Genomic DNA, 23,079 nt, shown 5'->3' on the forward strand with positions numbered 1-23,079 from the left:
GGACGTCGATCCGGACCAGGGTCAGGTGCTGATGAACCGGGTTTGCCCGTGCTCCAGACGGGCCGCGGTCAGACGCCCGGTCAAATAGGCGCCGGTATCCAGACCGATGCGCCGATCGTCCGCATGGGGCTGATCTTCGGGCGTATGACCGTGCACAATGATCCGCTCCAGCGGCCGCGTGGCGGAGAGGAATTCGTCGCGAATCCATAACAGGCTGCGTTCGGTCTGTTGCGCCAGGGGCGTATCGGGATCCACACCCGCATGGACAAACAGATAGCAGCCCCGCTCCGCGCTCAGCTGAAGGCTTTGGTAAAACGCCAGCTGCTCTTCGCTGATCGCGTTGGCGAGCGCCTGACGGGTGTCTTCCCACTCCTCATCCGCGCCCCGGCCAAGCGGCGGCCGCACGCCATAGGACAGAAGGGTTTCCCCCCCGCCATACTGCATCCAGGACGGACCTACCGGCGCACCCTTCAGAAAATCGAGCAGCGTGGCTTCGTGATTGCCCATCAGGAAGCAGGAAGAGACATTCCAGGACTGCACCTCGATCAGACGGTCAATGACCCCGCGCGACTGATCGCCCCGGTCAATATAGTCGCCGAGAAACACAATCTCGCAGGGCGCGCCATCCGCATCCTTAGCGATGAGGGTCAACAGCGTATCGAGCAGATCAAGACGACCATGGATGTCGCCAACGGCGTAAATCAGCCCTTCAGGCGGATCGGGACGCTCAACACCCTTCCAGAGCGACTTCAGACGCTTGAACACCAGCTGACACCCTCTTCGGCCTGACAGACAGGCCGAAACCGCTACTCGCTATAATACTTCCGATAGGAATTATAATAATAGCCTGAGGCGTCATAGCCATAGCGGGCCTGGGCTTCCATATCCACATTGTTCAGGACAACGCCCATCACCTTGGCGCGCACCGAATGCAACTCGCTGATCGCCCGGCGGACCACCCCGGTCGGGGTCTTCTTCCACTTGGCGGCCAATAGCACTGCATCCGCACGTGACGTGATCACACGCGTATCAGCCACGGCCAGAACCGGAGCCGTATCGACGACGACGAGATCATAGGTGTCGCGCAGCTTGCTCAGGATGGCGTTGAATGCCGCGGAGTCGAACACGTCACGCGGTGTGAAGGTCGGCGTGATCACCGGCAGGATAGCCAGACCGGTCTTCTCTTCGACCTGAATGACATCCTCAAGCGCGGCCTGACCGGACAGCACTTCCAGCAGACCCTGCTCGGCGTTCTCACAGATTGCATGGGTCAGCAGGCGACGGCGCAGATCACAATCGACCACAATGGTCTTTGAACCCGCGAGTGCTGAAACCCGCCCCAGACACAGAGACGTTGTCGTCTTGCCATCCCCGGGCAGAGCCGATGTGACCGCCACGACTTTGGTATCCTGATCCACCCCGCTGAGGCGGATGGCGGACCTGACCGTCCTGAAGCTCTCGGCAAAACTCGACAGCGGTTTTTCCAGGATATACGCCCCCGGATCCACACTCTCGCCGGAGAAACGTCCCATAAGCCCGGTCTTCAGACGCGGAACAGACACGATATGGGGCAGGCCAAGCTGGCGCTCCACATCAGTTTCCGTATGCAGACCATTATCGAGCATTTCCAGCACGAAGATGACACCGACCCCCACCACGCCAGCGAGCACAATGCCCAGAGCAAGGTTCAGCATCACGCGCGGAGAGCTGGGAGAAATCGGAGTTGAGGCCCGGGCCACGATCCGCGCATCCGCTTCGGTCAGGCCTTCGGTTTCATTGGTCTGACGGAAACGGTTCAGGAAGCTCTCGAACAGAGCGCGGCTGGCGTCAGCCTCGCGCTCAAGCTCGCGCAAGCGGACAATCGCGCTGTTGTTTTCCGACAGCTCGCTCCGCGCCTGAACCAGGCTGCCTTCCAGTGAGCGAACCCGCTGGGCGGCGACGCTGACCTCGTTTTCCAGGCTGGCGACAATCCGGGTGATCTCGGCGTCAATCTGGGAGTTGATGTCAGACAGCTCACGATTGACCGTCAGGATCTGCGGGTGACGCGGACCGTAGCGGCCGCTCAGATCGGCCAGACGACGCGCCACTTCCGCTTGCTGACGACGCAGCTCGCGGATCACTTCGGACGACAGCACTTCGGCGATGGTGTCAGCGGCGACGCCACGCTGGATCTGGGACCGCACCGTATCAAGACGCGCCCGCGCTTCGGACAGGCTGGCGCGCTGGATCGCAAGCTGGCTGTTCAGGTCCGTCACCTGCTGCTCGGCGACCGTCGCGCCTTCTGCATCAATCAGACCTGCTTCATCACGATAGCGCGCGACCGCTTCTTCGCGAACCCGCACCTCTTCGCGCAAGGTCTCGACGCGCTCATTCAGCCATTCATTAGCGCGTTCAGTCGCCTCGAACTTGGCTTCCAGCTGGGTCAGAAGATACGCTTCGGCATAGGCATTCGCGATATCACGGGCCAGGCTGGGCGTTTCAGAGGTCGCAGAGATCTCGATCACATAGGTCAGGCCCGCCCGCCGGATGGTGCGAACCTCCATCAGGGCATTGATGACCCGATCATATTCACGCGCCGCACGCTCATCCTCGGACAGCGCGTTATCGCCCCCCGGACGCAGCACGCTCTTCAGACCGTTCAGCAGAGACGACACCCCACCGCTCTCGCGCAGGCTGGCGTTGAACTCAGGCACAGCGACCAGATTGAGCTCATTGGCTACAGTCTCGGCCAGAGAGCGGGAGCGCAGGACCTCAACCTCGGTGTCCACCATGGCGGAATCCGGCGGCGCTCCCGAGAGCACGGCTTCGATATCGACCACCTGGGACTGGCGCACATTCAGCACCACATCCGCAGTCGCCGTATATTTCGGCGTGGCTTGCAGGGTGAACAGAACCACCGCGAGGAAAGTCAGACACCCGGCTGCGAACAAACTCCAGAACCGGCGCCGGAAAATCGAGAGCAACTCCCGCAGATCAATCAGATCCTCTGAAGCGGGAGCATGCGGTTGGGTCGTCGCGTCTGCCATCAGTCATGCCTCAAAAAGGGAACTGCCCGCTCCACGTGCACGGAGCGGGCCATAGTCAGCGTCCCGATTGAAGACTATCGACGCAGGACAATGCTGATGCCGAAGGAATTGCGGGAATAGTCCTGATTGCCCGCCAGACCTTTGGAATCCTGGTCGACATAGGTGTAGCTCGCGCGCACGCCCACATTCCGGTTCATGAAGTAGGTGACGCCAGCATTCGCGCTCCAGCGATCATCTTCACGATCAATGCCGGAATACTCGTCCTTGCCCAGTGACAGACCCGCAGAAACGATCACATTGCGCTTGAGCTCATGGTCCACGTTTACAGACAGGTTCTGGGCCACATAGCCGCCCGAATTGGCGATAGCGGCATCCTGAATGGAGCGCGTCGCCGAAGCCGTGACCGTGGTCAGCGCCGTCGGGAACCATTCCACCAGGCCTTCAATGCTCAGGCCGTCAATCGTGGGCAGGCTGGCGTCGTCATAGGACTGTTCCATATAGCCCACGCCGATCACGCCACGCGCCACGCCATTGATGTCGAAGTCCGCACCAACATCCACGGTGTAGCCGTCGGAATCGCGCAGCAGGCCTACCGCAGGCGGAGCCAGATCATATTCACGCGTGTTGGCCTGGGCCCGCAGGAAGACAGCGGTGTCCGGGCTGACAGCATAGTCGCCGCGCGCCATGTAGGTGAACTGATCGCGATCGCGGAAGTCCTGATCCGCAACGCCGCCACCAAACAGAGGCGCATCGGAATAGTCATACTGGCCATAATCGACGCGGCCCTGAAGACGGAAGCGACCCGAGGCCCGCATGGCGCCAAAGAAGGCGGTCAGCGTGTCATACTCGATCGGCTCGGCGGCTTGTCCGGCGGCGCCAGCAGAGGTGCGCGGCTCGGTCAGGTCGGAATAGCGCGCTCCGGCTTCAAGGGAAGTTGCGCCATCCACATCCAGCTTGCCGGCGAGGCCTGCCGTCGCATTCCAGACGCTTTCGTCGGAAAAGTCGAAATACTCGCGACGGGTCACGGACGCATCCCCGGTCACCGCGTGACGCGACCAGGTGGTTTCGAACGCGACAGACGGGGTGATGATCGCCACCACGTCGGATTCTTCATTCGAGGACGCGCCGAACACGTTGTCGGTATACTCAAGACCCAGGGTCAGTTCGGGGTAGAAAATGAGCGCCCCGCTCTGCACGCCGCCGCCATCATATTCCGGACGCGGGCGGTCCATGACGCTGACATTGCGGTTGCGGTCAAACATGCTTTGCGCGCCGCTGACCTGAGCCAGTGCGGGCGCGGACAGTGTGGTTAACGCAAGGGAAGAAATCAGTACTGCGCGCATCATGTCGACGCCCCTCATACACCCGTGTGTAGACATCCGGGAGCGAGCGAGTTCCGCCCGCTCCCGATCTTTATGAATTTATTGCGGCCGAAGCCGGAGATTAGTAGTCGGAGTTACCGCCGCCACCGCCCGGGGTTGCCGGGGGAGGGGTCGGAGCGCCGTCACCGGAACCGCCTGAACCGCCAGTGGCGCCGCCACCGTTGTTCGCATTGCCGTTGTTCGGGTTGGTCGCAACGTTAACGGCCGCGGTCACAACAGCCGGGTTGGTGGCGTTGTTCGCAGCAACCGTCGACATGGCGATCGCGATGGTGGAGGCGTCAGCGCCGGACTGAGCGACGACCGCATTGATCGCTGCTTCGATTTGCTCTTCGGTTGCATCCGGACCCAGCGCGTCAATCGCCGCCTGAACGGCGTTAGCCAGGGTGACGGCATCCATGCTCTGGCCCTCAGGCGCCTGAGCTGCTTGCGCGAAAACCGGTGCGGAAACGCCGACGCCGGCGGTCAGGCCCAGCGCCAAAGCGGAGGCGACGCCGATTACAGTCTTTGAAGCCATTTTCTGTCCCTCTTGGTCAGCTGCCGAGGCAGCGGCCATACATAGTGACCAAAGTACTAACAGAAACAGGGCGAAAACGCGAGTCGCATTCAACCGTGTCGCGTTTTTGTGGCGCATGGGTCACAGCAGCGTCAGGCTCCCAATATTTCCAGTCAGATAGGCTTCGTCCATCTGAGCGATTCAGATCCGGGCCTTACGCATCTGCATCATTTATTCCGGTCAGCCAGCGCTGATACGCCCGTCCAGGAAGGGCTCTCGATTCTCGCTGCGCTGCAGCGCGAACATCATCCGGCAACTCCGCCCAGACCTCCAGAACGAACCGGCTGCGCCATTGCAGATAGGATTGCCCCCCATAGGGCAAGAGCAGGTAAGAGCGCCTCAGATCCTCGATACCGGCCTCGGTCATAACGCCAAAGGCGTGATACCCGGCAAAAGCGCGCTTGCCCCACACCTCGCCATCGCGCGGCTCTTCCGCCAGCGAGCGGGAGAACGCCCAGTAGGCGAGGCCGTAATCGGGCTCGACCAGGCGCAAGGCCCGATCTCCGATCGCCTCATAGTATCGGGCGCTATGCCCGGACGCTTCGGTCTGGCCATGACGGGCGACAAAACGCGCATCGGAGAGCATCAGGATCCTGTCAGCCGCCAAATGGTCACGCGCGCCCAGTGCGGATACGCCAGCAGCCAGCGCCAATACAGCCGCCAGGGCGCCCGTTACGGGCCAGCCCGCACTTCGCAGGTCTGACTTGCTGCGATTGGCGATCCCCGCGCCCAGTCCGAGCATCCAGCAGAACAGCCAGAAGAAGCCGGAGATTTCCAGCGCAAAATCGACCATGGCGTGCGCCAGAACGAAAACGATGACCACGAGCAGGCCGCGCAGCAGCTCGCGCTGACGTCGACGCCGGCTCAAGCCCCGACGCACCTGCTGTACAAGTCCCGCCAGCACCGCCGCGCCGCCGAGGGTTCCAACGCTTCCTGCCTGAAGCATCCACTGCAGGAACAGATTGTGTGCGGCGTTGGGCATCATCACGCCGCGCGGCGTGTCGATCATTTCATAGAGTCGCGCCATGAACGGGAAACCGCCCAGCCCCTGCCCCAGGACGGGCGCATACCACACCGCAGACCAATAGGCGGCGAACTGCTGGACGCGCACATTCTCTGACAATTGCGCATCCACCTGCGCCAGACGCGCCGAATAGACGCCCCCGGAAACCCCGAACACAACCAGCACGGCGATCACAACCAGGAGCGGCGTCGCCAGCGACCGGACGCTGCCGCCCTTGCGCCAGTCCGCGACCGAGCGCCAGAACGACAATCCCACCGCGCACAGCACGAACAGGCTGATCCCCGCGCGAGAGCCCGTCAGGAACAGGCATGTGACCGTGACGACGAGAGCCGCAACCGGCAACACCAGCACCCTTGCATAGGCGTCCGGCCGTCGCCCCCGACACTGCCTGAGCCCCCGCAGGAGAGACGTCACCGCCATCAGGGCGATGACGCCATAGAAGGTTGCGGCGGTATTGGGCGACAGGAAGGGCGCAGACATGCGCTCGAACTGGTAGTGCCGCTCGAAGCCGAAGATCGTGCGCGGGTCGACAATGAAGTCCACAAAGCTGGCGAAGCCGACCAAAGCGCCCAGTCCCAGCGTGACCAGCCACAAGCGGTCCGAGCGTTCGGTGGACCGCCCGCCCTCGCGCGCGACCAGAAAGACCCCGGCCCCGGCGATCAGGCTGGCGTATTCCGACGCCCCCGTCGACATCCAGCCCTTGAGGACGCCCAGCCCGGCCAGCGCGACAGCGCCAGCGAGCCAGGCCACCGTCACGACGTCAAGCCGGGGCCGACGCACCAGAACGATGATGACGCTGAAAGCCAGAAGCAGGGCGGAGAAGGTCAGGGCGCTGGACGAGGAGTCCGCGCCCAGAGCCAGACAAGCGCTCATGATCAGCGTCACAAGCGTTGCGAACGGCCAGACGTCCCGCATCCTCAACCCGCCCGGTCGTCTGGCGCGCGCCTAGAAGAAGCGCTCTGCGATGCGGATCGTATCACCGGGCATCACGCGCACCGTGGCGGTCAGCGGCAGCTCGACCTCCTGATTGGTGTCGGCGCGTTTGATGAACACGACACGCGTATTGGCCCGGTAGGTGAAGCCGCCGGCGCGCGCCACGGCGTTCATCACTGTCAAACCGTCCGTATAAGGATACTCGCCGGATTCCTCGACCTCGCCCAGAATATAGAAGGGGCGGTAGTTGAGCACTTCGGCGCTGACCCGGGGATCGGTGAGGTAGCCGTCTGACAGCAGGGTTTCGATCTCGGTGCGGAATTCCTGCAAGGTCTTGCCGCCGGCCGGAACCTCGCCCACCAGAGGCAGCGACACCATGCCCGCGCCATCGACCACGAACTCGCCCGACAGGTCTTCCTCGCCAAACACGATCACGCGCACCTGATCGCCCGAGCCCAGCCGATAGGCGGCGGTCGCCTGATTGACGACCATTTCCTGAATTGCGGCGGTCTGCGCCGGCGCCGGGTCGGATCCGCTCGTCGCGCAGCCGACGACGGCGAACGCCAGCAGGATATTCAACAGAACGACGCGCAGCATGGCAGTCCCCTCATCACTCTCACGTGTGTCTTTCATATAGGAGACAGCCTCGCAATTAAAGCGTTTACGGCGGGTGCGAAGACGCGCCCCGCCCTCAAACACCTCTGCGACACGTCCGGGATGCGTGCGGTCTATCCGCCCCCTGCCCCCGCAGAGCTAGGCTTTCAGGCCTTCGACCTTGCCAACAGGAGACTGAAATGACCGACGACAGCCGCGCCTCCGGCCTGACCAGCCCGCCCCTCTACGGCTTCGCCATCACCCCTGATGACGCGCAGGACCTGCCTCGTCCCACCCGCGCCCTGATGGTCGGCGCAGCTGGCGATGTGCGCGTAACCCTCGTGTCCGGCGACGAGCTGGTCCTGCCCAGCCTCGCGCCCGGCGCGCAATACGCCCTTCGCGTGCGTCGCGTACACGCCGCCGACACAACCGCCGCGCAGATCGTGGGGCTGGCATGATCGGGCTGGCTCTGGGCGCAGGATGCGCGGCCGGTCAGTCAGACCCGTTGGCGCGGGTGCTGAATGGCATGAACGGGCCCTGGCCCATCCTCTATGAAGCGGCGCGCACCGGGCTGGTGTTCAATTTCACCGGGGGGCGCGACCGTCATGCGGTTGGCGGCAAGGTCTATGACACCATCGCCGCCCTGCCCGGCGTCCAGCTGGGCGCCAACGCCCCGCGCCTCAGCGCGCGCGGCCTGCGCGTGGACGGCCCGCAGGACGCCATCGCCCTCACAGACCTGCCCGCCCTGGGCTTTGACCCTCTACAACCCTTCACCCTGATCGTGGAATGGGACCTGCCCGCCCTGACCGGCCTGCAGGCCGCCCTGACGATTGATGACGGCACCACCAGCAATCGCTGGCCCCAGATCTGGGCCCACAATTCGGGGAACGCTCAGGTGTTTACGACATCGAGCGCAGGTAGCTTGCAGGGGGTGTTGAGTGCGCCAGCGACTTCAGGTCGCGGGTCTATATGGGCCACATTAACGAGCTCCAGCCTGACTGGCTCAATCAATAACGGGGCGCAGACTCACTATTTGGCGATACATCAACCAGAATCATTAACGCGGCTGCGACTCGGCTCGCGATCAGCGGAGGGATACCTAGCCGGTTGGTTTGTATCGGCAGCCATTCTGCCCGCACCTAACAGTTCTCTCATACAAGAATGGAGCTAAGCCACGTTTTCTGGTGTATGACGGTCAGAAAGACGTGAGGGGCATGTGCGTATAATTTCTACAAAGATTTTGGCGCTTTCCGAGAAGCTCAACCTATTGAAATTGGTGCGTGTCGGTGGCGTGAGGGGAACCATTACGCTCGCCAATCTTTTAGTCTTTGCCATTCTCGGCCACTTGTACGGCACAGACGCGATCGGCGAATTTGCCTCTTACCTTGCCTTGGTCACGCTTTTTGGCAGCTTCATAGCCGCCGGAATGCCTCAAATGCTGATGCGCCGCATCTCTTTACTGAGAACGGATCAATATGCTCGGATGACAAGATGGCGTTCGGCTTTTTGGCTAGGCGCAATTTTATCATCCATAGCTACGCTTCCTTTTAGCGCCGCGCTCGTTTGGCTGTTGCGAACAAAGGCCAATATAGACTTTCCATGGCTCGCCACATTAGGCCCAGCCATATTCTCACTTACACTCATGATCAGCGAAGAAATGCGCGCAAGAGGAAAGGCCGAAGCATCTCTTATCGCCACTAATTTCCCAACGATAATTTCACCGATATTGTTTTTACTTATATCATACTTATTTAATATAGAGAGCATTTTATCGGGGCTTGTATTTACCCATATATTTTCTGGCAGTATAATGACCGCGTTGTTTGTCGGCAATTATGCAAAACTTGATTTGTCCAACAATAAAAATGGCTTAATTCTTCTCAAGCTTTCACCATATGATATGGCCTCAATGGCCTTGATGAGGGTATTCTCAGGCGGCGCAAGTCATGTCCTTGTACTCCTGACTGCCGGACTTGGCTCACCAACGTTGGCTGGTTTTGTTGCTGTCGCGTCTAGACTTGCCGGACTCGCAGCCACCTTTACAGGAATTGTAAACGCGTCTTTTGCCCGGAAGATTGGCGGGGCTCAGAAAGCACCAGATAAGCTTAGGCATCTATTTGTTGTGACCTCTGCAATTAGCGTCGCCGGCGTTGGCGCACTAATGCTGCCCATCATCGTACTGCCAAGCCAGTTTCTCTCAATATTCGCCGTCCCTAGGGATCTCCTCGGAGCCACGATTGGCCTTCAGATTCTTGCAGCTGCACGCATAGTTCGATCCACATCGGGCATATCCGACTTGTTTAATATGGTTCTATCAAAGGCTTATTTGGAGCTGATCGCCACAGCAGCAGGCTTCATCACACTTCTGATGGCGTTTTATACTTTGCCGACATCGCCACTGAACGCAGCCCTCTCTTTGTCAGCTTCCGTACTCATCCACGGCGCAATAAGTGCTATCGGAGCCTGGCTCTCAATGCCCAAATGACCTTGCTGGCCTAGACGGCGCACCAGCGCGCCGCCAACTAAAAACTGTATGCACGAACCAAATCAATGCGAAACCAACCGCATAATATACGTAATAAATAGAAACGATTTCAAAACCCGCCTTCATCATTTCCATAGGAAGTGAGAACACAAACAATGATAGGAATCCCAGCAAATACGGGTTCCGGGACTTAAATTCATTCCTTTGCACAAAAGCTATCGACAAGACGATTATGGCCCCGACGAGGATCATACCAAGCCCCCCGAAAGCAATATAAAACTCCCCCAGAAAAGTCGGGGGAACCCCCGACAAGCGGTCCCCATAAAACTCCTCACGCATCTGCAGCCCCACACCTAACGGCTTATCTGGCCATAACGAACGCGGCACCGGCCGCAGCAGAACGTTGAGAAAGTTCTGGCCAAAGTTAATGCCGTTTCGCTCCGCAAAAAGTACAGCTGCCGAGAACAACTCGAAATAATTAAAGTTATTAAGCAACCCTGCCGTCCCTCGAGAGGAAACTTCGGCTAATGCACGCGGCAAAGACTCACCACTTTGCGCAGATATCCGCAGTGCAAGGCCAAATACTAAAGCCGCATAGCTTGCGATAGCTCCAAATATCCCCAAAGCAATATTTCTAATCGAATAAAGCCTTTGGGCATCTATTATACCCGTCGAATACATAACGGCGGCGAATTGCACAATCGATAAACCACGGGCTCCAGTTAAAAATACAAGAGAAGCATGAATTGACACTAAGGCAATAACAAGAAGGCGATAACTTCCCCCTCGCTCTCTCGAAATAACACCGGCCACAAGCAGTGCAGATGTGGCTAGAAACAAGAATATTCTGGCGAAGTTAATTTGACTTCCAAATACAATTGCGCGCCTCTGTAGAGAAGCAAATGCTTCGAGAGGGCTGCCGAAAATAGCCGTAAGCACAATGATATATGATAATGCTGAAGCAATATATATAGCTATGGATATCTTATAAAGCCTACTCTTGGTAGCAGGAGCTCCGCTTAACTCAACATTACCAACACTCCTTGAGCCCCTTAACATTATTATAGAAAATACTATAATGGTTGCTTTAACCACCGAAATATAAAAAATAGGCACAAACAGCCGCAAATCAGACTGGGATAGCAATATGCTTCCGAAGGAGCGACTTATAAGGAAGTCACTTCCAGGAACAACTAATACTGCCCTCAAGTCAAATCCTATAAAAATTACAACAGTCAGCAATATATATAGAAAAGATTTCGTCCGAACCGCAATCAACATCATCACGGCAGTGAGCGATACTGAAATCAATATTTGAAATAATGATGCGAGCATTATGGGATTAAGTTTCTGATCCTGATACGGAACGCTTGGCGATCTCGTACGCTTGAATATGGGCTTTGGCGCAGGCCTCAATGGATAGCGTTTCTGCGGCGAAAGTTCGACCTTTTTCACCCAGACGCGCGCGCAGGCCGGGATCGGCGGCCAGTTTGAGCATCAGATTGGCCAGCTCCTCCGCCGAGGAGGTCTTGTTCAGGAACCCCGTCTGATCGTCGATCACCGTATCACGCAGCGAGCCGACATCATTGGCGATCGCGGGCACGCCGCTGGCCAATGCCTCGCCCACCACGATGGAGGCGCCCTCGCCCTTTGACGGCAGGCAGAAGATATCAAGGCCGTTCATATAGCGGGCGACCTCCCGTCCGGGCTGCACGAAGCGGACGGCGTCCGGTTCCATGCCCAGCGCGGCGGGACGCGCGACGACATTGGCTTCATACCAGTCGGCATGATGCTCCACCACGCCGCCGCAAATCCACGCCTTGAGCCTCGGGTCGGTCTTGCGCGCCAGATGCAGCGCCTCGATCAGCAGGCCATGGTTCTTGTTCGGGCCACGGCCTCCCACCGTGCCCACGATAATATCGCCTTCGGCCGCCTGCATTTCACTACGCACCTGCTGGCGGCGCGCTGTGTCGGGATGAAAGACCGACAGATCAACCGGCGCGTAGAAGGGCACCAGCTTGTCCTGAGCCTTTGAAAGACCCGGATGGGAGGCGACCAGTCCGGTGCCCGACGTCATCACCGCATCTGACAGGGCGGTCACCATGGGCGTGAACACCCGTTTCAGCAAACGCGGCGGCTGGTCGGAATGGATTTGCCAGACCAGGCTCGCGCCCGCCAGCTTGGCCGCGAGCGCGCTGTGAAAATGGATCAGGCCGCATGGCTGGACGATGTCATAGCCGCCCTCTTTGATGAGCCCACGCAAGCGCCAGACGTCCAGCCCGATGGTGGAGAAGAACTCCAGCTGGGTCAGGGGATTGGCGCTTTTGCGGATCCGCCGCAGCGGAATGATCTTCACATCGAGCCCCGCCGCCCGCAGCCGGTCAGCGCCATTATCGCCATCCGTTTGCGGCAGGACGACCGTCCACGGATACCCCATCTCCCCACAGACCGGGCCCACCCGCTCCATGATGGTGTGGATGCCGCCCCAGCGCGGAGCGTGAATGACGGCGAGCACGCGAGACTGCGTCATGACGGCGCCCCAATAAGAGCCTGACGGAGTGCGTTGGTCATCTGCGACTTGCGCTCCACGAAATCCGCCGAGGGCTCGGGCAGGGTGAAGCGCACCGTCTCGGGCGCGACCTGCCAGGGGGAGATTACATCGGTCCGGGCGATGGAGAAGTCGTCCGCCAGTCGCGACAGCTTGTCATTATACCGGACCAGCAGCATGGGCGCGCCGTTCATGGCCGCCAGAATGCCCGCGTGATAGCGCGTCGCCACCACGTGCCCGCACTGGGCAAACGCCGCCAGCACCATGTCGCGGTCCTGGGTCTGGTCGAGAATTTCGGTTTTCAGCCCGCGCGCATGCAATCGCTCGGCCAAGCGCTCACTGACCGGGCGGTCGCTCTCGGCATCGTTATGCTTGAAGACGAACAGCCTGACCGTGCGCACATCCCCGGCGGCCTCAAGAGCGGCGCCCGCCAGCGCGTCCCAGAACGCATCCTGTCCGCCCGGCACATCGCCATAGGGCTCAAGGTCCAGAATGGACATGCCCAGAATGCTGGCGTCACGGGCAATGGCAGGCGCCGGTTTCAGGAAGGCCAGGTCAACGCCCGTATGAATATCCGCACGGGGAACCAGCGTCGTCAGCGTGTCCGTCGAGGCCGGGTCGCGGGTGAACACCGTCTTGCAGGCGCTCATGGACAGGGCCGCAAGCCGTTTGGTGACCCAACGCTCCATCCGCCCCGCGCCAATGCCGAAGGCGAAGCTGCGTCCGCCGCTCAGCCGGGGCAGGGCATACAGGGCTGCCAGTTTCAGATAACGGCCCGTCATGGTCTTGCTGGCGTATTCATCATGAAAGGATGTGCCGCCCACCCGCACCACGTCTGCGCCAGAGGTCACCGCCCGCAAGGCCGCGCGCGCCGCCGCAGGACGGATCTCGGCCGTAATCGCCTGGGGTAGTCGCACCGCCTCGGGATCCCGCGCCAGGATGGTGATCGGACGACGGGTGTCCCGCAGAACGTCCAGCATGCCGTCCAGCATCAGGTCGTCGCCCAGATTCCCGCCTCCGAGATATCCGAACAGAACAATCGGGCGTTCTTCCATCACTGCCTCTCCCAGACGCGGACATAGTCGATGATCATGGCCTGATCGTTCAGCTCAGCGGGCGGATCGCCCAGCCAGCTGGCGGTGGCGGTGGACAGGCGCACCGTCAACGGCCCGGCGCACGGCGCCTGGGCGCGTCGCACCACATCCCCGTCCTGCCGCCAGATCAGCGTATCGCCATCGCGCTCGATCGACAGCGTCATGAACCCGGCGGAGTTGGGCGTCTCGCTGCGCCAGGGATTGGTCATGCGATAGATGTCGCGCGTCAGCTCGCCAGTTTCAGGTTGCTCGAACACATGCAGGTTATAGGTCATGCGGTCGGGATGGGTGGCCTCGATCACATCGAGCTCACACGCGGTCTGGCCGGGCGTCAGCCCCAGACGCCCCGGGTGCAGCACCGGGAACAACCAGAACGCATTGTTCATACCCGCTTCGGGCGCCAGACGGATGCGCGCCTCAAACACGCCATCGTTAAAGCTGCGCCGGGTCCAGACATGCGCCGTGCTCCAGACGCGCCCATCTTCAGCCTCGTCGCGGGCGCGAGTGATGAGATGCAGCGCGCCCTCGCGCACTTCGACATTGTCGGGGCTGCGCACCGAGGTGATATGGCCCGGCGCACTGTCTTCCACATGCCAACGGGCCGGGTCGATCGCCTCGCCTTCAAACTCGTCGGCAAACACCAGCGTCCAGCGCGGATCCTCCGCCATCCCCTGTGGCAGGGGGGCAGAGGTCTGCGCCAGCGTCAGTCCTGCCAGCGTCGCCGCTAGATATGCTTGCGAAGCCATTCCACCTGCCCGCTGCGCTCTTGCTCAAGGTGGTCCATATCCAGGCGCACGGGATGCTTCTTGATATCGCCAGCGCCGACACGCTCGAACAGCGCCGCGCGCGGGCTGGGCGTGAACAGCATGGCCGGATTGCCATAAGCCAGCGTGGCGACACAGGCATGCACCCGGTCCGCCAGCGTCAGTGCGGAATTGGCATAGACAGTGAAATAGGTCCACGGCTCATCCGAGCAGACCGCATTGGGGTGCTGGTAGATCTTGTAGGTCATGTGCGGATTGCTGCGATGCTCGGGCCGCACGATCATGCGCCCGTTCAGCTCGGCCGGCAGCTTCCGCCGGTCCAGCAAATGGCCAAGATAGGCCTGAACCTTGGACCGGTGCGCCAGCTTGGACACCATTTGCGGGGTATACAGATTCCACTCCGCCCCATCCGCTTCAAAGCTGGCGTCCGCCTGCGCATCCACGCCGCCCAGCTTGACGGTGGGTTCGGGATAGCGATCAAAATTGAACGCGTAATATGGCTCGCCCGCCACCTTGAAGGGCGAATAGGCCTTGGGCGCGAAGAAGGCGCTGTCCATGCCGTCAAACAGCGGCACGCCCAGATCCCAGTCTTTCAGGATGTTGTAGCTGTTGCTGTCGCGGGTGGAGATCAGGGCCGGCTTGTAGCGCTCCAGGAACGCACGCGCTGCGGCGAACTCGGCGTCACGGAACTTGAAGAAGGCCGAGCCCAGCAGGATGATCTTTGTGCCGCGCTCGGTCAGCGCCTTGAAGGTGTTCTCCCACAGATGCGGGAAGCCCGTCGTCAGAAGCGGGCCTTGCAGCACGATATAATCGAGATCGAGCAGGCGCAGATATTCCACATCGCCCGCCGGGTTGCCCTTGAGCTGGTTATGGAAAGTCCGGTAGCCAGGCTGGTCCTGAATGAACTCGACCTGCCCCTCGCCGAACATCTGCTCGAGGATCCATTTGCCGCCAATATTGAAAAAGGCGTTGCCGATATTCTGGGCCCAATGCCCCGAAACAAGCGCTACGCGCGGATTGCTGGCCGTGTTCGTCATCATGAGCTCCTTAAAGGCTGCAACCCGTAGCGGGGCACATCATCTTAGCGGGCCTGTTCCTCAAGAAAACAGGCATAGGCGTGTTCCAGACCAGCGCGCAGGGAGAGGGTCGGCGACCATCCCAAGGCGCGCAGGCGATCTGCGGTCATCAGTTTGCGGGGCGGGCCGTCTGGTTTGGTTTCGTCGCGGGTGACCGCGCCTTCAAAACCGACAACCTCCATGATCATCCGAACCAGCGCCTCAATGGTCAGGTCCTCGCCCGAACCCACATTGACCGGCGCCTCACCGGTATAGGTCTTCATCAGATGGACCAGCGCATCCGCGCAGTCATCCGCATGCAGGAATTCGCGGCGCGGCGCACCGCTGCCCCAGATCTGCACATGATCAGCGCCCGCCTGTTTGGCCTCGTACACCTTGCGGATCAAAGCCGGGATCACATGGCTGGTGTTCAAGTCGTAATTGTCGCCCGGCCCGTACAGATTGGTCGGCAGGGCGGCGATGAAATCAGCGCCATGCTGTTTGCGATAGGCCTGGCACAATTTGACGCCTGCAATCTTGGCGATGGCGTAGCCCTCATGGGTGGGCTCCAGCGCGCCGGTCAGAAGCGCGTCCTCGGCCATGGGCTGGTCGGCGTGTTTGGGATAGATGCTGGACGACCCCAGATAGAGCAACCTGGACACTCCGGCCAGGTGGGCGGCATGGATCACATTGGCCGCGAACATCAGATTGTCGTACAGAAAGTCGGCCGGATAACTCTGATTGGCCAAAATGCCGCCCACCCGTGCGGCAGCCACGAACACAGCGTCCGGTCGCGCATTTTCAAGCCAGACGCGTGTCGCGGCCTGATCGGTCAGGTCCAGCGCCTCATGAGTCGCGGTCAAAATCTCTGCAGGCGCTTCACGCTCCAGACGGCGCACCAGAGCCGAACCGACCATGCCGGCATGGCCTGCAACCCAGATGCGCTTGCCTGTCAGATCAAAGTGCGCCTCCCCCCCATTCATAGCGGCTATCCGCCACCGGGAGATGCGGCCCGTTCCTGACACGCCTGCTGCAGCACCGATTCAAAGCGGTCAGCGATCCGGTCGAGATCGAAATGCTCTTCGGCATAGGCCCGACCCGCCCGGCCTGCGGCTTCACGCGCATCAGGGTCATTGATCAGGGTGCGGACAGCCTCGACAAAGCCTGCTCCATCACCGGCGTCACAGACCAGTCCAGCACCAGTTTCGCGCACGATCCGCGCCGCCAGATTGCCCGCGGGCGCCGACAGCACGATCGGACGCCCCGAGCACAGATAGCTGAGCACCTTGGAGGGCACGGAGAACTCACCCGCTTCCTCCTCGATCACGGCCAGCATGATGTCAGCCGACCCCAGCACGTCTGCAAAACGCTTAAACGGCTGCAAGGGCAGCAAGGTCAGGTTTTCATAGGCGTCCGGCTGGGCACTCTTGACCGCTTCCAGATGCTCCACGCCCACACCTGCGGCCACCACCACCACCTCAGCGTCGGTGTTCGCCGCCACCTGCTCGAGCAAGGTGGGGTCATGCTTCATCGCCAGCGTGCCCGTGTACAGGCAGACCAGCGTGTCGCTCACGCCCTGCTCTTGCGACCAGGCGTTATCCTTGGGGCGCACCGGCAGTTCCTTGAGCGCCCCCCAGTTGGGGATCACGCTGACGCGGTCAGGTCGGATGCCCCATTTGTCCAGCTGCGGGGAAAAGGCGTCGGTGATGATGATCACATGCTCGGCGCCGCGCATCTGAGCCGCGTCCAGATACTTGTAATAGGCGCCCACGCCATGCCCCAGAAGCGGCAGACGCTTGCGCAGCAGCTTGTCCGCCGCAATCGAATAGAAGTCCTGGATCCAGTACACGAACGCCGCGCCCACCGACCGGCAGGCGGCAGGAACCGCCTGTTGGGTTTCGGTGGGCGTATTGCCCGACAGCACCACGTCAGGTCGGCTGGACCTGATAAGGTCCGCCAGCAGTTTGCCATAAGCCAGGTCGCCCTGACGGCGCTTGATGAAGTTGCTCTTGGAATAATCCAGAGCCTCTCCCAGCGCCGCAAAGCTCAGCTCCTCCGGATCGTCCGGCAGACGTTCGAGACGCCCTTTGGGCCCTTTGTCGCCCGCAAAATAGGCATGGATGACCTCATGGCCGCGCGCAGCCAGCGCGCGGCTCAACTCAGCCTGAAAAGGGTGGCCCGCATAATCGTGAACCAGAATCCGCATGGTCAGCGTCAGACGCCGGCGGGATCGGAATTGTGCAAACGGCTGACCTCGCCATTGATCCAGGCATAGGTCTTTTCAACACCCTCGCGCAGGGTCTGGGACGGGGCCCAGCCCAGCTTCTCCTTGATGAGACGGTTATCCGAATTGCGGCCCCGAACGCCCAGCGGACCGGGAATGTTGGAGATGCCGATATCCTTTTTGGACACGTCGATAACCATCTGGGCCAGCCCGTTGATGGTGACCATCTCGTCAGAACCGATATTCACCGGGCCCTCGAAGTCAGAGCGCAGAAGGCGGATGGTGCCTTCCAGGCATTCGTCAATATACAGGAAGGATCGGGTCTGCAGACCATCGCCCCACACCTCGATCTTGTCGCCCGGCTTGGCCGTCGCGACCTTGCGGCACATGGCCGCCGGCGCTTTTTCCTTACCACCGCGCCAGGTGCCCAGCGGGCCGAAAATGTTGTGGTAGCGCGCAACCCGGCATTCCATGCCATGGTTGCGGTTATAGGCGAGATACAGACGCTCGGAGAACAACTTCTCCCAGCCATATTCGCTGTCAGGGTTGGCCGGATAGGCGGAATCTTCCGCGCAGTTCGGATTGTCCGGGTCCAGCTGGTTATGCTCAGGATACATGCAAGCGGACGAGGAATAGAAGACCCGCTTGATGTTGCGCTTATGGCAGGCATCCAGGACGTTCAGATTGATCGTCGCCGAGTTGTGCATGATGTCGGCGTCGTTCTCGCCGGTGAAGATATAACCGGCGCCGCCCATGTCGGCAGCCAGCTGGTAGACTTCATCAAAACGGCGATCCACAACGCTGCGGACCACGCTCTGGTCGCGCAGGTCGCCAATGACGAAATCATCGGCTTCGGTCTCAGAGTACTCATTGAACTTCAAGTCGACGCCGCGAACCCAGAAGCCCTCTGACTTCAGACGTTTCACCAGATGGCCACCGATAAAACCACCTGCACCACAGACAAGAGCGGTCTTTTGCATCACTTGATCTCACAGTTCATGAAGTAAGGAATTCTAGGAAGCGCCGCGGCTCATAAGCACGGCCGGCACGGTTTTCAGGGTGATCCAGATATCGCCGAAGACCGTCCAGTTACGCGCATACTGAGCGTCCATCTGAACACGTTCGTCATAGCTGACATCATTTCGACCGCTAACCTGCCAGGGGCCCGTCACACCGGGAGTGACCGACAGATAGTCCTCGATATGATGGCCATAGCGAGCCATCTCGTCGGTGATGATCGGGCGCGGCCCGACCACGGACATGTCACCCTTGAGGATGTTGAACAGCTGCGGCAGCTCATCAAGGCTGGTCTTGCGGATGAACCTGCCCAGCGCCGTGACGCGCGGGTCCTTGCGCAATTTCTGGTCTCGCGCCCATTCGGCCGCCGCTTCCGGATCGTTGGCAAGCAGGGTCTCCAGACGCTGCTGGGCGTCCATGACCATGGAACGGAACTTGTAGCACTGGAACGTCTTGCCGTTCTTGCCGATCCGGGTGTGGGAGAACAACGCGGGCCCGCCGTCCTGGGCGCGCACCAGAAGGGCCAGAGCAATCATGACCGGGGCCAGAAAAATTAACCCTGCCAGGGCCGCGACGATATCGAAGGTGCGTTTACCAAGACGCTGGAACGCAGGCCGCTTCCGACCGAGTCCAAACTGTCGTCCCTCTACGCTGAAGCCGCTTACACTCATCGGCCTCCCCCTCAATAACGTCCCTTACCGCACTGCAATATCATATCCGGGAACGAATCACACCAAAAAATTCGCGTTCAACGAGCGCAAACCGCCAGTTGCGAAGCCAGAATGAGAACGTGTCTCAATCTCTCCACCATGCGCCCGGTTCCCCAGTCCTGGTTTAAAAAAGATGGGCTTTAACGTTAATGACGCACCACAATCTAAAGTGTGCAAGACAGGTGAGCGCCTCATCGTAAGGTTAATCTGCCCACGGATTTTGAAATGCAATCAGTTATATCGGCCTCAAGCGTTGCTGCAGTGCAGCATGCTCTGATAGCCTGATTGCGTCCGGAGCAGCAGCGCGCTGAAAAACGAAGCAGACCGCTTCGCACCCTTGTCACTTGCGCCGCAGGTCGCTCTGGATACAACTGAAGTTGCAGGCGCGGTCGGGAACAAGCCTCCAGGCGCGGCATAGGGGACATGAATGCGAGTCTTGGTGGTCGGCGGCGCCGGATATATCGGCGCGCATATTTGCAAGGCCCTGTCAGAGCGAGGCGATACGCCTGTGGTGCTCGACAATCTGTCCCGCGGCCATCGTCACGCCGTCAAATGGGGCCCCCTGATCGAAGCCGATGTCCGTGATGTGGACGCTGTCGAGAACGTCCTGACCCGCTACCAGATCGATGCGGTAATGCACTTCGCCGCCAATATTGAAGTGGGCGAGGGCGAGCGTGATCCGCTGACCTTCTGGGACAACAATGTGGGCGGCGTCATCGCCCTGTTGCAGGCGATGAAGCGCGCCGGGGTCAAACCGCTCGTCTTCTCATCCACCTGCGCTGTCTATGGCGAACCCGACACCCTGCCCATAAGCGAAAGCGAGCCGCGCACGCCGGTCAATGTCTATGGCCGGACCAAGCATGTGGTCGAGCTGATGCTCGAAGATGTCTCGCGCCTGGGCGAGCTGCACTATGCCGCACTTCGCTATTTCAATGCCGCTGGCGCCAGTCCGGACGGCGAGATCGGCGAAGAGCATGATCCCGAGACCCATCTGGTGCCCAATGCACTGAAAGCCGCCGCAGGGCTGGGCGGTCCCATGCACCTGTTCGGCGATGATTATGCGACGCCCGACGGCAGCTGCATCCGCGACTTCATCCATGTCATGGATCTGGCGCTAGCCCATCTCAAGGCGCTGGACCGTCTGATGAGCGGCGCCCCGTCCTTTGCCTGCAATCTGGGCACCGGCTCGGGCATTTCAGTGAAGGAAATTCTCAATGCCGTGGAGCGCGTGACCGGAATGGCTGTGCCCCATACGATTTCGCCGCGCCGCCCGGGAGATGCAGAACAACTGATCTCCGACACGCGGCTGGCGCGGGAATTGCTCGAGTTTCAGCCTCACCTGTCGACAGCTGACACCATCATTTCACATGCCTGGGCCTTTCACGCTCCAAGATGGCGGCACGGCGACGCTGACACCTTGCCCGGACCTGCCTGACGAAACGAAAACATCCGCAACGCAAGCAAGCCGGTTGCAAAACAGCCTCTTGCTTGTCATTGGAACAGACTGCGCGGTTAAAGAACCGGACGCCCACGGGGGATGGCGACATGACGATTGTGACACCGGTCATCTTGTGCGGCGGCGGCGGCACCCGGCTCTGGCCCTTGTCCACCCCGCGCACGCCCAAGCAGTTCCTGGCGCTGACCGGGGATCGCTCCATGGTCGCGGAAACCCTGCATCGCGTCAGCGACGACAGCCTGTTCGGACCGGCCATGGCGATTGGCTCCAGCCGTCATCGCCATCAGCTTTCCACCGAACTGCCCGGTGTGAGACTGGTGCTCGAACCCATGGGCCGCAATTCCGCCCCCGCCATCGCTGCAGCAAGCTTGCTGGCCCAACCCGATGACATCCTGCTGATCCTGCCTGCCGACCATCACATCAAGGATGTGGCGGCGTTCCATCGCGCCATCCGCACGGCCCAGCCCGCCGCTTGCGAAGGCCAGATCGTCACCTTCGGCATCAATCCCGATTTCCCCGCCACCGGCTATGGCTATATCGAGGCGACCGACTCTCCCAACGCCGCCAAGCCCGTCGCCCGCTTTGTCGAGAAGCCCGATGCAGAGACCGCGCGGACCTATATCGAGACCGGGCGGTTTTACTGGAACGCCGGCATTTTCATGTTCACCGCCCAGGTGATGCGAGACGCCATGGCCGCCCACGCGCCGGACATTCTGGACAGTGTGAAGGCCGCCCTGACCGGGGACGGTCAGCTGGACCGCGCCAAATTTGCGAAGTGTCGCTCGGAGTCCATCGACTATGCGGTGATGGAAGCAGCGGACAATATCGCCGTCATGCCCGTCTCCATGGGCTGGAGCGATGTGGGTGATTTTCGCGCCGTGCACGCCCTGCATGCCGAAGCCACCCACGACCCCAAGGTTCTGCGCGGCGCCGTCGTCGCACCCGGCGCCGAGCGTGTGCTGATCCAGTCCTCCGGCCCCAAGGTGGCCGTGCACGGACTGGACGCTATCGCCGTCATCGCAACGCGAGAAGCTGTGCTGGTTTCAAGCCTGGATGGCGCCGCCGGCATCAAGCCCGCCGTGTCGGGCATCCAGTCGCTGGGGCAGACCCTGTTGCGGGCCGATCAGCGCGACTCCCTGGGCGACTGGTTGTGGAAGCGTGTAATGCCGGCCTGGGCGTCGCGCGCTGTAACCCCTGACGGCGGACTGGTGGAAGGGCTGGACCTTGAGGGCGAGCCCCTGCTGGACCATCCCCGCCGGGGCCGGGTCGCGCCGCGTCAGCTCTATTCCTTTGCGCGCGCCAAACAGCTGGGCTGGAACCCGGACGGGGCGGCTGACACCGTCATCGAGGCGGCGTTGAGCTTTCTTGACGGCCCGGCGCGCTCCCCCCAGGGCGGCTGGGCGCACCGGTTTGACAGCCATGGCAAGATCAGCGATCCGCGCCGGGATCTTTATGACCACGCCTTTGTGGCGCTGGCCGGTTCGCAACTGGCGGCCCTTGGCGATGAACGCGGCGAAGCGCTGGCCGCTGAAGCCTTTGCAACTATCGATGATCTGTTCAAGGACGATATCTATGGCGGCTGGGTGGATCATGAGACCGGTGGCGGCGGCAAGCTGTCCAACCCGCACATGCACCTTCTGGAAGCCAGCCTGCGCCATTATGAGGTGATGGGCGATCCGGCCTCGGCCGAACGCATCCAGACCCTGGCCACCCTGTTTGAACGCTTCATGTTTGCGCCGGAAAGCGGCGCCGTGCTGGAACGGTTCGGGCCGGACTGGACCCGGATCCGTGATGACCGGATCGAACCGGGCCATTGCTATGAGTGGATCTTCCTGCTGACCGAGGTGGACCGTCTTGTGGGCCGCGATTGCGGCAGCTGGGTGCGCCGCATTCACGGGTTTGCGGAAAGTCAGGGCATTCGGGACGGCATGGCGCTCGACAGCCTCGGCCCGGTCGAGACCAGCTATCGGCTCTGGCCGCAGCTCGAACGCCTGCGCACCTATATCACTCTGGGTTCGCCCCAGGCGCCGGTGAAGGCCATGGTCGACGAGATTTCCAATCTCTATCTCGACAAAGGCCCCGCCCATGGCTGGGTGGATCGGGTCGATGCGAACATGCAGCCCTCGGTCGCCATGGTCCCCGCCAGCATGATCTATCATCTGATGACCGGGCTCGCGCCCTTCATCACGCCACCACAGGGCTGATCCCCTCCCC

Annotated in this window: 19 protein-coding genes and 1 pseudogene; 5 read left to right on the top strand and 15 right to left on the bottom strand. The window is 60.9% G+C overall.

The genetic code is table 11. The annotated features are described in order from the left end of the window. Positions 1–21 precede the first annotated feature (21 nt). The 6 genes from ACFELO_RS12845 to ACFELO_RS12870 all read right to left on the bottom strand — a co-directional run bounded on the left by ACFELO_RS12845 (position 22) and on the right by ACFELO_RS12870 (position 7,515). On the bottom strand, positions 22–765 hold the full coding sequence (locus ACFELO_RS12845; protein WP_440958165.1) for a metallophosphoesterase: 744 nt from the start codon (positions 763–765) through the stop codon (positions 22–24). Positions 766–806: 41 nt separating this feature from the next. Next, positions 807–3,026: a polysaccharide biosynthesis tyrosine autokinase gene (locus ACFELO_RS12850; protein WP_440958166.1), complete on the bottom strand. Its 2,220-nt coding sequence runs from the start codon at positions 3,024–3,026 to the stop codon at positions 807–809. Between the two features lie 74 nt (positions 3,027–3,100). Continuing rightward, a complete protein-coding gene (locus ACFELO_RS12855) occupies positions 3,101–4,372 on the bottom strand; it encodes an outer membrane beta-barrel protein (protein WP_440958167.1) in 1,272 nt (423 codons plus the stop codon). A gap of 97 nt (positions 4,373–4,469) precedes the next feature. Beyond that, positions 4,470–4,922, bottom strand: coding sequence for a hypothetical protein (locus tag ACFELO_RS12860; RefSeq protein WP_440958168.1), 453 nt, complete (start codon positions 4,920–4,922; stop codon positions 4,470–4,472). Between the two features lie 193 nt (positions 4,923–5,115). Then, positions 5,116–6,900: an O-antigen ligase family protein gene (locus tag ACFELO_RS12865; protein WP_440958169.1), complete on the bottom strand. Its 1,785-nt coding sequence runs from the start codon at positions 6,898–6,900 to the stop codon at positions 5,116–5,118. A 30-nt stretch (positions 6,901–6,930) separates the two neighbouring features. Beyond that, complete coding sequence (locus ACFELO_RS12870; RefSeq protein WP_440958170.1) at positions 6,931–7,515, bottom strand: polysaccharide biosynthesis/export family protein; 585 nt, start codon at positions 7,513–7,515, stop codon at positions 6,931–6,933. Between the two features lie 197 nt (positions 7,516–7,712). On the opposite strand from ACFELO_RS12870, the gene ACFELO_RS12875 reads away from it, so the two are divergent. The 3 genes from ACFELO_RS12875 to ACFELO_RS12885 are packed head-to-tail and all read left to right on the top strand — an operon-like array spanning position 7,713 to position 9,997. After that, on the top strand, positions 7,713–7,970 hold the full coding sequence (locus ACFELO_RS12875; RefSeq protein ID WP_440958171.1) for a spike base protein, RCAP_Rcc01079 family: 258 nt from the start codon (positions 7,713–7,715) through the stop codon (positions 7,968–7,970). Next, a complete protein-coding gene (locus tag ACFELO_RS12880; RefSeq protein ID WP_440958172.1) occupies positions 7,967–8,683 on the top strand; it encodes a hypothetical protein in 717 nt (238 codons plus the stop codon). The genes ACFELO_RS12875 and ACFELO_RS12880 overlap by 4 nt, the downstream gene beginning before the upstream one ends. Before the next feature lie 45 nt (positions 8,684–8,728). Next, the gene (locus ACFELO_RS12885; protein WP_440958173.1) at positions 8,729–9,997 is read left to right on the top strand and encodes a lipopolysaccharide biosynthesis protein; all 1,269 of its coding nucleotides are present in this window, start codon (positions 8,729–8,731) and stop codon (positions 9,995–9,997) included. Here the strand turns inward: ACFELO_RS12885 and ACFELO_RS12890 are convergent. The 9 genes and pseudogenes from ACFELO_RS12890 to ACFELO_RS12930 form a co-directional block, all read right to left on the bottom strand. Beyond that, the gene (locus ACFELO_RS12890; protein ID WP_440958174.1) at positions 9,983–11,332 is read right to left on the bottom strand and encodes an oligosaccharide repeat unit polymerase; all 1,350 of its coding nucleotides are present in this window, start codon (positions 11,330–11,332) and stop codon (positions 9,983–9,985) included. The genes ACFELO_RS12885 and ACFELO_RS12890 overlap by 15 nt on opposite strands. Before the next feature lie 7 nt (positions 11,333–11,339). Then, a complete protein-coding gene (locus tag ACFELO_RS12895; protein ID WP_440958175.1) occupies positions 11,340–12,527 on the bottom strand; it encodes a glycosyltransferase family 4 protein in 1,188 nt (395 codons plus the stop codon). Next, positions 12,524–13,600, bottom strand: coding sequence for a polysaccharide pyruvyl transferase family protein (locus ACFELO_RS12900; RefSeq protein ID WP_440958176.1), 1,077 nt, complete (start codon positions 13,598–13,600; stop codon positions 12,524–12,526). Before ACFELO_RS12900 ends, ACFELO_RS12895 begins: the two co-directional genes overlap by 4 nt. Next, the gene (locus tag ACFELO_RS12905; protein WP_440958177.1) at positions 13,600–14,385 is read right to left on the bottom strand and encodes a glycoside hydrolase family 16 protein; all 786 of its coding nucleotides are present in this window, start codon (positions 14,383–14,385) and stop codon (positions 13,600–13,602) included. The genes ACFELO_RS12900 and ACFELO_RS12905 overlap by 1 nt, the downstream gene beginning before the upstream one ends. Further along, positions 14,364–15,443 (bottom strand): polysaccharide pyruvyl transferase family protein, encoded by a 1,080-nt coding sequence (locus ACFELO_RS12910; RefSeq protein WP_440958178.1) that lies wholly within the window; start codon positions 15,441–15,443, stop codon positions 14,364–14,366. Before ACFELO_RS12910 ends, ACFELO_RS12905 begins: the two co-directional genes overlap by 22 nt. Before the next feature lie 41 nt (positions 15,444–15,484). Further along, positions 15,485–16,441: a GDP-L-fucose synthase family protein gene (locus tag ACFELO_RS12915; protein ID WP_440958179.1), complete on the bottom strand. Its 957-nt coding sequence runs from the start codon at positions 16,439–16,441 to the stop codon at positions 15,485–15,487. 5 nt (positions 16,442–16,446) lie between these two features. Continuing rightward, positions 16,447–17,664 carry a glycosyltransferase family 4 protein gene (locus ACFELO_RS12920; RefSeq protein ID WP_440958180.1) on the bottom strand — a complete coding sequence of 406 codons (1,218 nt, stop codon included), beginning with the start codon at positions 17,662–17,664 and terminating at the stop codon, positions 16,447–16,449. Between the two features lie 8 nt (positions 17,665–17,672). Then, a complete protein-coding gene (locus ACFELO_RS12925; RefSeq protein WP_440958181.1) occupies positions 17,673–18,662 on the bottom strand; it encodes an NAD-dependent epimerase/dehydratase family protein in 990 nt (329 codons plus the stop codon). A 33-nt stretch (positions 18,663–18,695) separates the two neighbouring features. Beyond that, positions 18,696–19,301 (bottom strand): annotated as a pseudogene (locus ACFELO_RS12930) (sugar transferase); the annotation flags it as partial. A 535-nt stretch (positions 19,302–19,836) separates the two neighbouring features. Between ACFELO_RS12930 and galE the strand changes: the two are divergent. Continuing rightward, positions 19,837–20,844: a UDP-glucose 4-epimerase GalE gene (galE, locus tag ACFELO_RS12935; RefSeq protein ID WP_440958182.1), complete on the top strand. Its 1,008-nt coding sequence runs from the start codon at positions 19,837–19,839 to the stop codon at positions 20,842–20,844. A gap of 110 nt (positions 20,845–20,954) precedes the next feature. After that, a complete protein-coding gene (locus ACFELO_RS12940; protein ID WP_440958183.1) occupies positions 20,955–23,069 on the top strand; it encodes a sugar phosphate nucleotidyltransferase in 2,115 nt (704 codons plus the stop codon). Positions 23,070–23,079 lie beyond the last annotated feature (10 nt).

The sequence above is a fragment of the Oceanicaulis sp. LC35 genome (genome assembly GCF_052055585.1).
Taxonomy (GTDB): Bacteria; Pseudomonadota; Alphaproteobacteria; order Caulobacterales; family Maricaulaceae; genus Oceanicaulis.

Excerpts from the sequence above, each read along its gene's own strand:
- ACFELO_RS12850 (WP_440958166.1), bottom strand. The coding sequence starts at position 3,026 with ATGGCAGACGCGACGACCCAACCGCATGCTCCCGCTTCAGAGGATCTG.
- ACFELO_RS12855 (WP_440958167.1), bottom strand. The coding sequence starts at position 4,372 with ATGATGCGCGCAGTACTGATTTCTTCCCTTGCGTTAACCACACTGTCC.
- ACFELO_RS12860 (WP_440958168.1), bottom strand. The coding sequence starts at position 4,922 with ATGGCTTCAAAGACTGTAATCGGCGTCGCCTCCGCTTTGGCGCTGGGC.
- ACFELO_RS12865 (WP_440958169.1), bottom strand. The coding sequence starts at position 6,900 with ATGCGGGACGTCTGGCCGTTCGCAACGCTTGTGACGCTGATCATGAGC.
- ACFELO_RS12870 (WP_440958170.1), bottom strand. The coding sequence starts at position 7,515 with ATGCTGCGCGTCGTTCTGTTGAATATCCTGCTGGCGTTCGCCGTCGTC.
- ACFELO_RS12875 (WP_440958171.1), top strand. The coding sequence starts at position 7,713 with ATGACCGACGACAGCCGCGCCTCCGGCCTGACCAGCCCGCCCCTCTAC.
- ACFELO_RS12880 (WP_440958172.1), top strand. The coding sequence starts at position 7,967 with ATGATCGGGCTGGCTCTGGGCGCAGGATGCGCGGCCGGTCAGTCAGAC.
- ACFELO_RS12890 (WP_440958174.1), bottom strand. The coding sequence starts at position 11,332 with ATGCTCGCATCATTATTTCAAATATTGATTTCAGTATCGCTCACTGCC.
- ACFELO_RS12895 (WP_440958175.1), bottom strand. The coding sequence starts at position 12,527 with ATGACGCAGTCTCGCGTGCTCGCCGTCATTCACGCTCCGCGCTGGGGC.
- ACFELO_RS12900 (WP_440958176.1), bottom strand. The coding sequence starts at position 13,600 with ATGGAAGAACGCCCGATTGTTCTGTTCGGATATCTCGGAGGCGGGAAT.
- ACFELO_RS12905 (WP_440958177.1), bottom strand. The coding sequence starts at position 14,385 with ATGGCTTCGCAAGCATATCTAGCGGCGACGCTGGCAGGACTGACGCTG.
- ACFELO_RS12910 (WP_440958178.1), bottom strand. The coding sequence starts at position 15,443 with ATGATGACGAACACGGCCAGCAATCCGCGCGTAGCGCTTGTTTCGGGG.
- ACFELO_RS12915 (WP_440958179.1), bottom strand. The coding sequence starts at position 16,441 with ATGAATGGGGGGGAGGCGCACTTTGATCTGACAGGCAAGCGCATCTGG.
- ACFELO_RS12920 (WP_440958180.1), bottom strand. The coding sequence starts at position 17,664 with ATGCGGATTCTGGTTCACGATTATGCGGGCCACCCTTTTCAGGCTGAG.
- ACFELO_RS12925 (WP_440958181.1), bottom strand. The coding sequence starts at position 18,662 with ATGCAAAAGACCGCTCTTGTCTGTGGTGCAGGTGGTTTTATCGGTGGC.
- galE (WP_440958182.1), top strand. The coding sequence starts at position 19,837 with ATGCGAGTCTTGGTGGTCGGCGGCGCCGGATATATCGGCGCGCATATT.
- ACFELO_RS12940 (WP_440958183.1), top strand. The coding sequence starts at position 20,955 with ATGACGATTGTGACACCGGTCATCTTGTGCGGCGGCGGCGGCACCCGG.